At 60.0% G+C, this 14,890-nt stretch carries 14 protein-coding genes; 10 read left to right on the plus strand and 4 right to left on the minus strand.

Translation table 11 applies throughout. The features are described from left to right. Window positions 1–11 precede the first annotated feature (11 nt). Window positions 12–905 carry a UTP--glucose-1-phosphate uridylyltransferase GalU gene (gene galU, locus ACQ4WL_RS09235; protein WP_436509438.1) on the plus strand — a complete coding sequence of 298 codons (894 nt, stop codon included), beginning with the start codon at window positions 12–14 and terminating at the stop codon, window positions 903–905. After that, window positions 902–1,438 carry a peptide deformylase gene (gene def, locus ACQ4WL_RS09240; protein ID WP_436509439.1) on the plus strand — a complete coding sequence of 179 codons (537 nt, stop codon included), beginning with the start codon at window positions 902–904 and terminating at the stop codon, window positions 1,436–1,438. Before galU ends, def begins: the two co-directional genes overlap by 4 nt. 177 nt (window positions 1,439–1,615) lie before the next feature. On the opposite strand, the gene ACQ4WL_RS09245 is transcribed toward def, so the two are convergent. From ACQ4WL_RS09245 to map, 4 genes are all read right to left on the minus strand, one after another. Further along, window positions 1,616–2,380 (minus strand): flagellar brake protein, encoded by a 765-nt coding sequence (locus tag ACQ4WL_RS09245; protein ID WP_436509440.1) that lies wholly within the window; start codon window positions 2,378–2,380, stop codon window positions 1,616–1,618. A 152-nt stretch (window positions 2,381–2,532) separates the two neighbouring features. Then, the gene (locus ACQ4WL_RS09250; RefSeq protein WP_436509441.1) at window positions 2,533–3,282 is read right to left on the minus strand and encodes a pseudouridine synthase; all 750 of its coding nucleotides are present in this window, start codon (window positions 3,280–3,282) and stop codon (window positions 2,533–2,535) included. 42 nt (window positions 3,283–3,324) lie between these two features. Next, window positions 3,325–5,892, minus strand: a complete 2,568-nt coding sequence (locus ACQ4WL_RS09255; protein ID WP_436509442.1) for a [protein-PII] uridylyltransferase — start codon at window positions 5,890–5,892, stop codon at window positions 3,325–3,327. A gap of 45 nt (window positions 5,893–5,937) precedes the next feature. Further along, window positions 5,938–6,750, minus strand: a complete 813-nt coding sequence (gene map, locus ACQ4WL_RS09260) for a type I methionyl aminopeptidase (RefSeq protein WP_436509443.1) — start codon at window positions 6,748–6,750, stop codon at window positions 5,938–5,940. A 415-nt stretch (window positions 6,751–7,165) separates the two neighbouring features. Here map and rpsB point away from each other — a divergent pair, with 415 nt between their 5' ends. From rpsB to rseP, 8 genes are all read left to right on the plus strand, one after another. Continuing rightward, window positions 7,166–7,918: a 30S ribosomal protein S2 gene (rpsB, locus tag ACQ4WL_RS09265; protein WP_436509444.1), complete on the plus strand. Its 753-nt coding sequence runs from the start codon at window positions 7,166–7,168 to the stop codon at window positions 7,916–7,918. A 158-nt stretch (window positions 7,919–8,076) separates the two neighbouring features. Beyond that, window positions 8,077–8,988 carry a translation elongation factor Ts gene (gene tsf / locus ACQ4WL_RS09270; protein ID WP_071077759.1) on the plus strand — a complete coding sequence of 304 codons (912 nt, stop codon included), beginning with the start codon at window positions 8,077–8,079 and terminating at the stop codon, window positions 8,986–8,988. A gap of 147 nt (window positions 8,989–9,135) precedes the next feature. After that, entirely contained in the window at window positions 9,136–9,852 is a 717-nt protein-coding gene (pyrH, locus tag ACQ4WL_RS09275) for a UMP kinase (RefSeq protein WP_071077758.1), read from the plus strand. 177 nt (window positions 9,853–10,029) lie between these two features. Beyond that, entirely contained in the window at window positions 10,030–10,590 is a 561-nt protein-coding gene (gene frr / locus ACQ4WL_RS09280; protein WP_102122155.1) for a ribosome recycling factor, read from the plus strand. Between the two features lie 99 nt (window positions 10,591–10,689). Next, window positions 10,690–11,457, plus strand: coding sequence for a polyprenyl diphosphate synthase (gene uppS, locus ACQ4WL_RS09285; protein WP_436509445.1), 768 nt, complete (start codon window positions 10,690–10,692; stop codon window positions 11,455–11,457). Beyond that, window positions 11,457–12,290, plus strand: coding sequence for a phosphatidate cytidylyltransferase (locus ACQ4WL_RS09290; protein ID WP_436509446.1), 834 nt, complete (start codon window positions 11,457–11,459; stop codon window positions 12,288–12,290). Before uppS ends, ACQ4WL_RS09290 begins: the two co-directional genes overlap by 1 nt. 8 nt (window positions 12,291–12,298) lie before the next feature. Then, the gene (gene ispC / locus ACQ4WL_RS09295; RefSeq protein ID WP_436509447.1) at window positions 12,299–13,483 is read left to right on the plus strand and encodes a 1-deoxy-D-xylulose-5-phosphate reductoisomerase; all 1,185 of its coding nucleotides are present in this window, start codon (window positions 12,299–12,301) and stop codon (window positions 13,481–13,483) included. Next, entirely contained in the window at window positions 13,480–14,841 is a 1,362-nt protein-coding gene (gene rseP / locus ACQ4WL_RS09300; RefSeq protein ID WP_436509448.1) for an RIP metalloprotease RseP, read from the plus strand. Before ispC ends, rseP begins: the two co-directional genes overlap by 4 nt. Window positions 14,842–14,890: the final 49 nt, after the last annotated feature.

Raw genomic sequence — 14,890 nt, forward strand, 5'->3', positions numbered from 1 at the left:
ATAGAAGACCCATGAAAAAAATCAGAAAAGCAGTCTTTCCCGTCGCCGGCCTGGGCAGCCGTTTCTTGCCTGCGACCAAGGCGCAACCGAAGGAAATGCTACCCATCGTCGACAAGCCATTGATCCAGTACGCAGTGGAAGAAGCGGTGGCGGCGGGCATCACGGAAATGATCTTCATCACGGGACGCAACAAACGCGCCATTGAAGATCATTTCGATACGGCTTATGAGCTGGAGTCGGAACTGGAAGCGGCCGGCAAGCGCCAGTTGCTCGACATGGTGCAAAACGTCATTCCCAAGCACATCAATTGCATTTACATCCGCCAGTCGGCGCCGCTGGGTCTGGGGCATGCCGTGCTGTGCGCCCGTCCCGTGATCGGCGACGAACCGTTTGCCGTCTTGCTGGCCGACGATTTCATGGATGTGGAAGAGGGCGTGCGCCCCGTGCTGGCGCAGATGACCGATGTCTTCCAGTATGAAAATTGCTCGCTGCTGGCGGTGCAGGATGTGCCGCGCGCGGAAACCAGGCAGTACGGTATCGTGTCGGCAAAGAATTATCAGCCCGACCTGGAATTGGTCTCGGCCATCGTGGAAAAGCCCGCGCCCGAAGAGGCACCGTCGACCCTGGCCGTGGTGGGCCGTTATGTGTTGACCAGCCGTATCTTTAACCACCTGGAAAATATCGGCACGGGCGCCGGCGGCGAAATCCAGTTGACGGACGGCATCGCCGCTCTGATGCGCGAAGAGCGCGTGCTGGCTTACCGCTACCAGGGGCAGCGTTATGATTGCGGCTCCAAGCTTGGTTATCTGAAGGCAATGACGGCGATGGGCATGAAACATCCGGAAACGGGCGCTGCCTTCCGCGCTTACCTGCAAGAACTGCAATTGACACTGGAAGCAAAATGACGGTACGTGAAATTCTGAAAATGGGCGATCCGCGCTTGCTGCGCATGGCAGAGCCCGTGCGTGAATTCGATACGCCCGAATTGCATGCCTTGATCACCGACATGTTCGACACCATGTATGCCGCCAATGGCGCAGGCCTGGCGGCGCCGCAGATCGGCGTCAACCTGCAGTTGGTGATCTACGGCTTCAAGCAGAACCTGCGCTATCCCGATGCGCCGCAAGTGCCGGAAACCGTGTTGATCAACCCGGTGCTGACGCCGCTGTCGGAACGCAAGGAAGAGGGCTTCGAGGGCTGCCTGTCCGTGCCGGGCCTGCGCGGCAGCGTGCCGCGCTGGAGCGAGTTGCACTATGAAGGCGTGGATCAGTTCGGCCAGCCCATCAGCCGCGACTGCGACGGCTTCCATGCGCGCGTGGTGCAGCATGAAGTGGACCATTTGCACGGCATTTTGTATCCGATGCGTATCGTTGATTTTACGCAGTTTGGCTACACGGAAGTCATGTTTCCCGACCTGGATCCGAACGACGACGATTGATCCGCGCCTGAGAAAACATCCATGGCGGCGTTGCATTGCCTCGCCGTACTATTCGTACTGTCTTCGGCAATGCGCCTTACCCTGAACGTTTTTCAGGCGCCTCGTGACTTTGGCTGTTAAACAAAAAATGGCCGCGCAGCATGAGCTGGGCGGCCACTTTTTATACGTGAAGCAAACCTAGCGCACCTTCCGGCTGCTGCCCAGGTTATCGAGCAAGGCTTTTAATTCATCCTGCATGGCATCCGTCAGGTTCAGGAAGCGGCAGCCGATCTGCACTTGCTCGCCCAGCAGGAAAGAGCGGAAGGTGCGCGACAGGCGGATTTCCAGGTCGGCGATCATGACCTTGTCCGGTCCCAGTTCCAGGCGCACGCGCGACAGCTTGCGCCCCACGTACAGGCCGACCGTATCGCGCGGGTGGGCGCGCATGCCGATGCCGCCGGCCGAGAAATCATACAGCTGCAGTTCATACGGACGACCCTCGAGCACGAAGGCGGCCAGGTAGTACACACCCAGCGGCGTTTCCAGGCGCGTCGATTCGCGCCGTTCCAGTACCAGGCAATGGCTGGGGAAGTTCGTCAGGTAGACGTTTGGCCGCTCGGGATAGGCCTCCCATTCGCCATTGAGGGTAAATTGCAGCTTGGCGCTCTGCACCCACGACACAAACGTGGCGCCGCCTTCGGGCAGGGTGGCACCTTCATTGAGTTCCAGCACGAATTGCGGCAAGTCGTCGTCGACGGACAAGATGCGCGCCATGATGACGTCTTCGCCACCCGTCGGGTAGATGGAAATGGCATCGCCGTTATCAGCCAGGCTGCACAGGGTTTCGCCGATATCCCACGGATCGCTCATATGGTGCGGCTTGGTGCCTGGCTCCATCGGCTCGGCTACGTCGGCCAGGCTGGGCGCGCCTTTGCGCAGGGGATTGGGAATGGGATCGTTCACGACAGCGTATCTCTTTTGTTCTGATGGGGAATAGTGTATAGGTTTAAGGCAATATTTACTAAGTAAATCACAATAATTGATTTTATATCACTGTATTCCTGTTGCTTATGCAGGATGGCATGCCGCGCGGCATGCCATCCTGCTGTCGCTGCTTAAAATTGTTCGTCCGCGCTCAGATAGCGCCATTGGCCCGTCGGCAAGTCGCCCAGCTTGACCTTGCCAATGCGCACGCGTTTCAGTCCCAGCACCTTCAGGCCGACGGCTTCGCACATGCGACGGATCTGGCGTTTTTTGCCTTCGCGCAGGGTAAAGCTCAGCTGGTCTTCATTTTGCCAGCGCACCTTGGCCGGCAGCAGCGGTTTGCCGTCGAGCCACAGGCCGTGGTTAAGCTTTTTCAGCTCGCTGTCGGGCAGGGTGTCGCCCTTGGTGTAGCTCACGCGCACCAGGTATTCCTTGTCGATATCGGTATCGTGGCCGATCAGCTGCTTGGCCACGCGCCCATCCTGCGTCAAGACCAGCAAGCCGACGGAATCGATGTCCAGGCGGCCGGCCGCCACCAGGCTGCGCAGTTGGGTCGGGTGGAACTGTTCTGGGCTGCGGTCTTCCGCCCAGCGGTTCTCGGCCTTGATCAAGGCCACGGCAGGCGTGTAGCCATCTTCGGCCTGGCCGCTGACATAGCCCATTGGCTTGTTGATCAGCACGGTAACCCGTTTCGACTGTTCGGCCGCTGCCTGGCGTTCCACGGTGACTCTCTGGCTCGGGTAAACCTTGCTGCCCAGCTCGGATACCACCTTGCCGTCGACGCGGACCCAGCCGCGCGCGATCCACTCATCGGCTTCGCGGCGCGAGCACAGGCCCAGTTCGGACATGCGTTTGGACAAGCGTAATAATTCTTCGGTCATGTTGTTTCAGTTTCAGTAAGGGTAGGCGCTGCGCGGAGGTCGTTACACTTTCAGCGCATCGAGTAAATCGGTTTCCAGCAATATCTGGTTGCGGGCATTATTGAGCGCGGGACCGTCGACGAGGAAGACGTCTTCGACCCGCTCGCCCAGGGTCATGATCTTGGCCGTGTGCAAGTTAATGCGGTACTTGGTCAGCACGTTGGCGATCGCATACAGCAGGCCCGTGCGGTCGTTGGCGGCCACCGACAGCAAGTAGTACTGGCCCTTTTCATCGGGCCGCAAATCCACGGTCGGCTGGAAGGGAAAGGTGCGCGACAGGCGCGACAGCCGTCCCTTGCCCGGCGGCGGCAGCGGCGTTTGCGACTGCAGCAGTTCGCCCAGTTCATGCTCGATCAGGCTGATGATGTCGCGGTAGCTCTTGGCAAAGTTCTGCTCGGTGACAAGAAAAGTGTCGAGCGCATAACCATTCCTGGTCGTGTGGATCTTCGCGTCGAGAATGCTGAAATTCTTGCGGTCGAAATAGCTGCAGATGCGCGCGAACAGGTCGGGCTGGTCGGGAATGTACACGGCCACCTGCAAGCCTTCGCCGATGGGCGCCAGACGGCATTTTACCACCGGCAACTTGCTGTCGAGCTTGTCATACAGCGAGCGCGTCTGCCAGGCGATGTCGGAAGCGTCGTGGCGCAGGAAATACGCCACGTCCAGCTGCTGCCACAGTTTCAGGTGCGCGTCTGGCGGCAAACCGTACAGGCGCAGGGTGGCCAGCGCTTCCTGCTGGCGGTTTTTCAGCTCGCGGTCGGCCGTGTGCGGCTCGCCACCCAGCACGCGCAGGGTGATCTTGTACAGGTCTTCCAGCAGCTTGCCCTTCCAGGCATTCCACACTTTCGGGCTGGTGCCGCGGATGTCGGCCACCGTCAGCAGGTACAAACCCGTCAGGTGGCGCTCGTCCTTGACCACTTTCGCAAAGGCGGCGATGACGTCGGGGTCGGACAGGTCCTGCTTTTGCGCCACTTGCGACATGGTCAGGTGATTTTCCACCAGGAAAGCGATGAGTTCCGTATCCTCGTCCGACAGGCCGTGGTCCTGGCAGAACTGGGTGGCGTCGGCCACGCCCAGCTTCGAATGGTCGCCGCCGCGGCCCTTGGCGATGTCGTGGAACAGGGCCGCCACGTATAGCAGCCACGACTGCGAGAAATCGGCCATCAGCTGGCTGCAGAACGGGTATTCGTGCGCGTGTTCGCTCATCGTGAAGCGGCGCATGTTGCGCACCACCATCAAAATATGCTGGTCGACCGTGTACACGTGGAACAGGTCATGCTGCATCTGGCCCACGATGCGGCGGAAGTTCGGCAGGTAGCGCCCCAGGATGCTCATCTCGTTCATGCGCCGCAGCGCGTGGATGATACCCACGGGCGCCCGCATGATGCGCAGGAAGAGGGCGCGGTTGACGGGGTCCTGGCGGAAGGCGGCATCGATCTTGAAGCGCGCGTGCCACAGGGCCCGCGTGGCGCGCGACGTCATGCCTTTCAGGGCCGGGCGCTCCGTCATCAAGACAAAGATTTCCAGCACGGCTGACGGATATTGCTCGAACGTGTCGTCGGCGCTGATGTCGATCAGGCTGTTGACTTCATTGAAGCGTTCGTTGATGGGCACGGCCACATCGTCTTGCGGAAACAGCCGTGCTTCGATGTTTTGCAGCAGAATCGTGTTGAGCTGGGTCACCGTCTTGGCGGCCCAGTAGTAGCGCTGCATGAGGAATTCGCTGGCGCGGCGCATGTGCGGCCCGCTACCCGTGGCTTGCAAGCCCAGCGATTCAGCGATCGCCGTTTGTACGTCGAACACCAGGCGGTCTTCGCGCCGGCCCGCATGCAGGTGCAGGCGCACGCGGATATCCTTGAAGGCGCGCTCCTTTTCCATCAACTGGCGCGCTTCCGTCAGGGTGATCAGGCCGCCTGTGGCGAGGGTGCGCCAGGAATTGGCCAGGCCGGCCGCCTTGGCCACCCACAGGATGACCTGCAGGTCGCGCAGGCCGCCCGGGCTTTCCTTGCAATTCGGTTCCAGGCTGAAGGCCGTGTCTTCGTATTTGGCATGGCGCTGGCGCATTTCCGCCGTTTTCGCCTGGAAAAACGCCTGCGGGTCCATTGCCGCCTCGTAGCGCTGCTGCAATTGCGCGAACAAGTCCGCGTTGCCGCACACGAGGCGCGCTTCGAGCAGGCTGGTTTGCACGGTGATGTCGGCTTTCGATTCGACCATGCATTCCTCGACCGTGCGGATACTGTGGCCGATTTCCAGGCCCAGGTCCCACAGCAGCTGCACCAGTTCCTCGAGTTTTCCCTGCGTCGCCGCGTCCGGCGCCTGCTGCAGCAGGATCAGCAGGTCGACGTCGGAATACGGAAACAGTTCGCCGCGGCCGTAGCCACCCACGCCCACCAGAGCCGTGCCGGGCGGCAGTCCCGCTTCCTGCCAGGCGCGCGCCAGCACCCCATCGACGCTGTGGCGAAGGCTGCGCAAGAGTTTTTCAGGCTTGCCGTCGGCGTGGAAGGCCGCAATGACGACCTGGCGGTCGGCTTTCAGTTGCTGTTTCAGCTGTTCCCGAACTTGCTTTTTCATCTGGGCCCTGGGGTGGCGGTGCGTTTGGCTGGCTGGATGGCGGGATCAGGCTTTGTTCGTGATGAAGTCCGGCGGTGGCGGCATGCCGGGAGAGACGGTCAGCACTTCATAACCGGTTTCCGTCACCAGCACCGTGTGTTCCCATTGCGCCGAGTGGCTGCGATCCTTGGTCTTGATGGTCCAGCCATCGTTCATTTCGCGGATTTCGCGGCGGCCGGCGTTGATCATCGGCTCGACCGTGAAAATCATGCCCGCTTCCAGGCGTTCCAGGGTGCCTGGTTTGCCGTAATGCAACACCTGCGGCTCTTCATGGAACACCTTGCCGATGCCGTGGCCGCAGAATTCGCGCACCACGCTGTAGCCGGCTTTTTCCGCGTGCTGCTGGATGGCATGGCCGATATCGCCCAGGTGGGCGCCCGGCTTGATCTGGTCGATTCCCAGCCACATGCATTCATAGGTGATTTCCGACAGGCGCTTGGCCAGGATGGTGGGCGTGCCAACCAGGAACATGCGGCTGTTGTCGCCGTGGTAGCCATCCTTGATGACGGTGATGTCGAGGTTGACGGTATCGCCGCTCTTGAGCACCTTGTCGCCGGGAATGCCATGACAGATGACGTCGTTGACGGAAGTGCAGATGGCCTTTGGATAAGGCGTGTAGCCTGGTGGGCAATAGTTCAGCGGGGCAGGAATGGTGCCCTGCACATTGACCATGTATTCGTGACACAGGCGATCCAGTTCGCCGGTCGTGACGCCGACCTTGACGAAGGGAGTGATGTAGTCGAGTACTTCGGCGCCGAGCTTGCCGGCAACGCGCATGCCTTCGATGTCGGCGGCGCTATTGATACGGATGGTAGGCATGGTGTAATTCGCAATCTGCAAGATAGTCGGCTGAAAAAAGCACGGGTGAAAAGCACAGACGAGTCCTGCGGTACGGGGAAAAGTCTGCAAATATGTCGAAATTATAAACGAGGCGCCCTGAATCCGCCGCCTCCTTCCTATGGCCGGGCAGGGATTTGTGGGGAAATGGGGATGAAGCGGCGGCGCCGCCACGCCTTGCACCAGAGTGGTGCATTGGGCGTTTCCGCAGGGCGCGCGATTTGCAGTGCGGACTTGATGCGGCGGTCATTTCGGTGTAGAATCCTGGGTTGCTTGAATTCTCTTTTGAGCAATGCAGTAAAACAGTGTCTTTAATTTATATAAACACGCGAATCCGGTCGACAAGGGTGCCTGTATGGTGACTGATCGGATTCCAGACCCAACCCTGGAGTTAATAATGTCCGTAACAATGCGCGAAATGCTGGAAGCCGGTGTCCACTTTGGTCACCAAACCCGTTTTTGGAATCCAAAAATGGCACCGTTCATCTTCGGCCATCGCAACAAGATCCACATCATCAACCTGGAAAAAACCATGGCGATGTACCAGGACGCAATGAAGCACGTGCGTCAACTGGCTGCAAACCGTGGCACCATCCTGATGGTTGGCACCAAGCGTCAAGCTCGCGAAATCATCGCTGCTGAAGCACAACGCGCTGGTGTGCCTTTCGTTGATCAACGTTGGTTGGGCGGCATGCTGACCAACTTCAAAACGATCAAAACCTCGATCAAGCGTCTGAAAGACATGGAAGTCATGGTTGAAGACGGTTCGATCGAGAAGCTGTCGAAAAAAGAAGCGCTGATGTTCTCCCGCGAAATGATCAAGCTGCAAAAATCGATCGGCGGCATCAAGGACATGGGCGGCATTCCTGACGCAATCTTCGTCGTGGACGTCGGTTACCACAAAGGTGCGATCACCGAAGCAGCTAAACTGGGTATTCCGGTCATCGGCGTTGTCGATACCAACCACTCCCCAGAAGGCGTGGACTTCGTGATCCCAGGTAACGATGACTCCTCGAAAGCCATCATGTTGTACGCTCGCGGTGTTGCTGATGCAATCATCGAAGGCCGTGCAGCTGCCGGTAACGAAGTTGTTGAAATGGTTAAAGCAGCCGCTGGCGACGAATTCGTCGAAGTAAACGAACAGGCTTAATGGCCAGGCTATCGCGAGATAGCCGTTTGTAAGCACAGCAGTAAGGGAAAAGGGGTGGCAGCAGCTCCCCCTTTTTTTTAACAAAAAAACGATAGTGACCGCTGGCGAGGCATGCATGCCCGGCCGCGACTATCGACTCACCGAATCAGGAGAAACACATGGCAGCGATTACAGCAGCGATGGTAGGCGAATTGCGCGGCAAAACCGACGCACCAATGATGGAATGCAAAAAAGCACTGACCGAAGCCGACGGCGACATGGCGCGTGCGGAAGAGATCCTGCGCGTCAAACTGGGCGGCAAGGCATCGAAAGCATCGGCACGCATCACCGCTGAAGGCGTTGTGGCAACCTACATCGCCAATGGCGTCGGCGCCCTGGTCGAAGTGAACTCGGAAACCGACTTCGTTGCGAAAAACGATGATTTCCTGGCACTGGCCAACAACGCTGCTCGTCTGGTAGCAGAACACAACCCGGCTGACGTAGCTGCCCTGCTGGCCCTGCCACTCGATGGCAAGACCCTGGACGAAGTGCGCGCTGCCCTGATCGGTAAAATCGGCGAAAACATGACCATCCGCCGCTTCCAGCGTTTCGAAACCAGCAACAAGCTGGCGTCGTACCTGCACGGTGCGCGCATTGGCGTGATCGTCGAATTCGACGGTGCCGATGAGCAAGTAGGCAAAGACGTGGCCATGCACATCGCTGCCATGAAGCCAGTGTCGCTGTCTTCGAACGAAGTTCCTGCGGAACTGATCGAAAAAGAGCGTTCGGTTGCACAACTGAAAGCCGAAGAAGACGCAGTCAAAGCGGCCGCCGAAGGCAAGCCAGCGCAATCGCCGGAAATTCTGGCCAAGCGCCTGGAAGGTTCCGTACAGAAGTTCCTGAAAGAAGTATCGCTGCTGAACCAGGCTTTCGTGAAAAACGACAAGCTGTCGGTTGAGCAAATGCTGAAGGCGGCTAATACCAGCGTCAAAGGTTTTGCCATGTACGTGGTAGGCGAGGGCATCGAGAAGAAGCAAGACGACTTCGCAGCAGAAGTCGCAGCACAGATGGCTGCCTCCCAGGGAGCGTAAGTAAAGCGGGCCGAGAGGCCCGTTTTTTTGGCCCGCCCGCACCTGTCGTGCCGGGCGGCGGCATGGGCAGCCCCGCGCGCCTATCCGGCGCTGCAAGGCGCTGCGCCATGTCATACTCGAATAACCTCATTTATGGAGCCCCAGCTCATGTCAAAACCAGCCTACAAGCGCGTCCTCCTCAAGTTGTCCGGCGAAGCCCTGATGGGCGATGATCCCTATGGCATCAACCGCGCCACGATCGAGCGCATGGTGGCCGATGTGGCCGAGGTGGCGAAGTTGGGTGTGGAACTGGCAATCGTGATTGGCGGCGGCAATATCTTCCGCGGCGTCGCGCCTGGCGCGCAAGGCATGGACCGTGCCACCGCCGATTACATGGGCATGCTTGCCACCGTGATGAATGCACTGGCCCTGGCCGATGCCATGCGCCACGTCGGCATCGTCGCGCGCGTCATGTCGGCCATCGGCATCGAGCAAGTTGTCGAGCCGTACGTCCGTCCGAAAGCCCTGCAATACCTGGAAGAAGGCAAAGTGGTTGTCTTCGCCGCCGGCACCGGCAATCCGTTCTTCACCACCGATACGGCAGCCGCCCTGCGCGGTTCCGAGATCAGTGCCGAGATCGTCCTGAAGGCCACCAAGGTCGACGGCGTCTACACGGCCGATCCGAAGAAGGATCCGAACGCTACCCTGTTCCACACGATTACCTTCGACGACGCCATCGCCAAGCACCTGCAAGTGATGGATGCCACCGCATTCGCCCTGTGCCGCGACCAGAAACTGCCGATCAAGGTGTTTTCGATCACGAAACCAGGCGCGCTGATGCGTGTCATCATGGGCGAAGACGAAGGCACCCTGGTTCACGTATAAGGGAAGCGGAGCACCGAGAAACCGTCCATGGCTGCGTTGCAGCGCCTCGCCGTACGTTAAGTACTGTCTTCGGCGCCGCGCCTTGCCCTGAACGGTTTTCGGCACTCCCGGCTGCGGTAGCATTCAACCCGCAAGCGCAATAGAATATTCATTATTATCAAGACAAGGAGTACAGTAATGTCCTTAGCAGACGTTAAAAAGAACACCCAGGAACGCATGACGAAGTCGCTGGAAACACTGCGGGCCGATCTGGCCAAAGTGCGTACCGGTCGCGCCCATACGGGTATCCTGGACCACGTGATGGTCGATTACTACGGTTCGCCGACGGCGCTGACCCAGGTCGCCAACGTGACCCTGATCGACGCGCGCACCATCGGTGTGCAGCCGTACGAAAAAAAGATGGCCAACACCATCGAAAAAGCCATCCGCGACGCCGACCTGGGCTTGAATCCATCGGCGCAGGGCGACCTGATCCGCGTCCCGACGCCGCCGCTGACGGAAGAGCGTCGCAAGGAAATGGTCAAGCTGGTCAAGACCGAAGCGGAAGACGCGAAGATTGCCGTGCGTAACATTCGCCGCGATGCGAACGAGTCGCTGAAGAAACTGGTCAAGGAAAAAGCCTGCTCCGAGGACGATGAGCGCCGCTCGTCGGAAGAAGTGCAGAAGCTGACGGACAAGTTTATTGCCGACATCGACAAAATGGTGGTCGACAAAGAAAAAGAAGTGCTGACGGTCTAGTTTTCAGTCCTTTTGACGCTGCCCGGGAAAGCATGGCTTTTCCGGGCAGTGCTATTTGGCGCATAATAGTTATCTTTTATTTTTGGTATTCGTGTTTTCATGATCTATTCGAGTTCGACAACGGCAGTACCTGAGGTGGGCACGGTGCCGCGCCATGTGGCAATCATTATGGATGGCAATGGCCGCTGGGCAACCAAACGCTTCCTGCCGCGCGTGGCTGGCCACGTCAAGGGCGCTGACGCCGTGCGCGGTGTCGTCGAGACCTGCCTCGAACGGGGCGTCGAATACCTGACCCTGTTTGCCTTCAGCTCGGAAAACTGGCGCCGCCCGGAAGAAGAGGTGTCGATGCTGATGCGCCTGTTCGTCACCATGCTGGAACGCGAAGTGGTCAAGATGCATGCCAACGACATCCGCCTGAAGGTGGTGGGCGACCTGTCGCGCTTCAATGAGCAGCTGCAAACCCTGATCGCCAATGCGGAACGCAAGACGGCGCGCAACACGCGTCTGACGGTGACGATTTGCGCCAATTACGGCGGCCGCTGGGACATCATGCAGGCAGTCAACAAAATGACGCTCGAGGCTGCCGCCAACGGCCAGCCTGCCGGACAGGCTTACACGGAAGAACAACTGGCGCCGCACCTGGCCATGGCCTATGCGCCGGAGCCTGATCTGTTCATCCGCACGGGCGGCGAGCAGCGCATTTCCAATTTCCTGCTGTGGCAACTGGCGTACACTGAGCTGTTTTTTACCGAGACTTTCTGGCCCGACTTCAATGACGAGTGCCTCGACGCGGCAATCGCGTCTTACCAGCAGCGCGAGCGGCGCTTTGGCCGCACCAGCGCGCAATTAACTGAAAAGACAAACTGATGCTGAAAACACGGATAATCACCGCCCTGGTCCTCTTGGCGGTCTTGCTGCCGGTTCTGTATCTGAATTATTTCCCCGCCTTCGCCGTGATCGCCACGGCGTTCTTTGGCGCCGCCGTCTGGGAAAGTTTCCGCATTTTTAAAAATCGCCAGGCGCTCTTGATTGCTGCCGTCTGGACTGCCGCCTTCGCGTATACGTTTTTTGTCGGTAACGGCATGGCGCAGCTCAATTTCTGGTTTGCCCTGTGCGTGGCCATCTGGCTGATCCGTTTCGTGCCCTCGCTGGCGACGGGCTTGCCGCCCACCGAAGGCCTGGGCAATACCCTGCTCAGCCTGGTGTACCCGGTGACCATCGTCGGCTGCTTCGTCGCCATGATCGCCTTGTTCCTGCATAGCCCCTTGTACCTGCTGTCCGTCATGGCTCTCGTGTGGATCGCCGATATCGGTGCGTATTTCTCGGGCAAGGCTTTCGGCAAGCGCAAGCTGGCGCCAAGTATTTCTCCTGGGAAATCCTGGGAAGGCGCCATCGGCGGCGGGATCGCCGTGCTGCTCATCGCCGCCATCACCATCGTTGCCGCGCCATCGCTGCCGGTGCTGCAAGATACCTTCGCCGTGCAGCTGCAATTGCGCCGCGGCTGGATGGTGGCCTTGCTGGTGCTGCTGCTGATCGTCGCCGCCAGCATCGTCGGCGACCTGTTCGAATCGCAATTGAAGCGCCGCGCCGGCATCAAGGACAGCAGCAAGCTGCTGCCTGGCCATGGCGGCGTACTCGACCGTATCGACGCGCTGATCCCGGTCCTGCCATTTGCCGCCCTCGTGGCCAGCTGGCTTTAAGGAAACCCATGCAATACATCACCATCCTCGGCGCGACCGGCTCGATCGGCGTGTCCACCCTGGACGTGCTCGCGCGTCATCCCGAGCAATACAGCGTGTATGCGCTGAGCGCGCATAGCCGCGTGGCCGAACTGGCCGCGCAGTGCCTGCAATTCCGTCCGCAGCGCGCCGTCGTCGGCACGGCGGATGCCGCCCTTGAACTGACGCGCCTGCTGCGCGGGCAGGGCGTCGATACGCAAATCGAGTACGGCGTGGAAGCCCTGTGCGCCATCGCCAGCGCGCCGCAAGTGACGGGCGTGATGGCTGCCATCGTCGGCGCGGCCGGCCTGGCGCCCACCCTGGCGGCGGCGCGTGCTGGCAAGAAAGTATTGCTGGCAAATAAAGAAGCGCTGGTCATGTCCGGCCAGCTGTTCATCGATGCCGTGCACGATAACGGCGCCGTGCTGCTGCCCATCGACAGCGAACACAACGCCATCTTCCAATGCCTGCCGCACGCGCATGGCCGCGCGCCAGGCGCCGCGGGCGTGGCAAAAATCGTGCTGACGGCTTCCGGCGGCCCTTTCCTCACGCGCGACGTCGAGACGCTCGACGCGGTCACGCCGGATCAGGCGTGCAAGCATCCGACCTGGGCCATGGGACGCAAGATTTCCGTCGATTCGGCCACCATGATGAACAAGGGTCTGGAAGTGATCGAGGCGCACTGGCTGTTCGGCGCGCCGGCCGAGCAGATCGAAGTGCTGATCCATCCGCAAAGCGTGATCCATTCGATGGTGTCGTATGTCGACGGTTCCGTGCTGGCCCAGCTGGGCAATCCGGACATGCGCACGCCGATCGCGCATGCGCTGGCCTATCCGCAGCGTATCGCTTCCGGCGTGGCGCAGCTCGATTTGGCGCAAGTGGCCACCCTGCAGTTTGAACGTCCCGATTTCCGCCGTTTCCCCTGCCTGGCGCTGGCGTTCGACGCCTTGCGCGCGGGCGGCACGGCGCCGGCCCTGCTGAACGCGGCCAATGAAGTGGCCGTGCAAGCCTTCCTCGATGAGCAGATCGGCTTCCGCCAGATCGACCGCGTCATCGCGCATGTGATCGAGACGGTGCCGCATGGCGCCGCCTCCAGCATCGAGGCCGTGATGGAGCAGGACCGCCTGGCCAGAGTGGCCGCACACGCGTATATCGCCCAAAGGCTGGCCGCATGACGCTCATTACCACCTTGCTGGCCTTTATTGTCGCGCTCGGTTCACTGATTACCTTGCACGAGCTGGGCCACTATCTGGTGGCGCGCTGGTGCGGCGTGAAAGTGCTGCGTTTCTCGATCGGCATGGGAAAAGTGGTGTATTCGCGCAAGTTTGGCAAGGACCAGACGGAATGGGCGATTTCCGCGCTGCCGCTGGGCGGCTATGTCAGCATGCTCGACAGCCGCGCGCAAGACCTCAGCGACTTGCCGGAAAGCGAATTGCGCCGTGAATTCACGCGCCAGAGCGTGTGGCGCCGCATCGCCATCGTAGCCGCCGGCCCGCTGGCCAATTTCCTCGTCGCCATCGTGCTGTACGCGGGTCTGTTCATGCATGGCATCGAAGAGCCGTCGAGCAAGCTCGGTCCCGTGGCCGAGCAGACGGCCGCCTATGCGGCTGGCTTGCGCAGCGGCGATACGGTTGAAACGGTGAATGGCAAAACCGTGGCCAGCTGGTCCGAGTTGCGCTGGGAACTGATCCAGGCCACCCTCGACAAGCAGCCGGCACGCATCGAAGTGCGCCGTCCCGACCGTGGCCAGCAGGAAGCGACCTTGCCGACAGCGAGCCTGACGGAAACGGACCTGGAAGGCGACGTGCTGGGCAAGCTGGGCTTGACCCTGGCCCGTTCCGCGCCCACCCTGATGGAAATCATGCCTGGCGGCGCCGCCGCGCGCGCCGGCCTGCAGAAAAACGACCAGATTCTGGCCATTGACGAGCAGCCCGTGCACGATGTGGCGGCGGTCATCGCCACCCTGAGTCAGGCGCCTGGCCGGACCTTGCAGTTGCAACTGTTGCGCCAGGGCCAGGACCTGACCTTGCCCATTACGCCGGACGCCGTGCCGGGCGCCGGGACCGAGGGAGCTGTAACAGTTGGTAAGATCCAGGCAAAGCTTGGGCAGGTGCCGGATATGATCACCGTGGCCTCCGGACCGTTCTCTGCTGTGGGAAAGGCGTCCGCCAAGGTCTGGGATACCAGCGTCATGAGCCTGAAAATGCTGGGTAAAATGATCACCGGTCAGGTTTCGCTGAAGAATGTGACGGGGCCCATTACCATCGCCGATTACGCGGGCCAGACGGCGCGCATCGGCCTGGTAAGCTACCTTAGCTTCATCGCCTTCATCAGTATCAGTCTGGGCGTGATGAATTTGCTACCCATTCCTGTTCTGGATGGCGGGCATTTGCTGTATTATTCGCTGGAAGTTTTGACCGGACGCCCCTTGCCGGAGCGCGTAGGCGAGATTGCCCAGCGCCTGGGGATCGGTTTGTTGCTGACCTTGATGGTGCTTGCCGTCTTTAATGACGTGTTGCGATTGCTGAATTAGGGCGGTGGTTGATGCCATTGCGTGAGTCGCACAAGCAATCTTTTGTGTA

It is taken from the genome of Janthinobacterium kochi (assembly GCF_051380715.1).
Classification (GTDB): domain Bacteria; phylum Pseudomonadota; class Gammaproteobacteria; order Burkholderiales; family Burkholderiaceae_D; genus Janthinobacterium.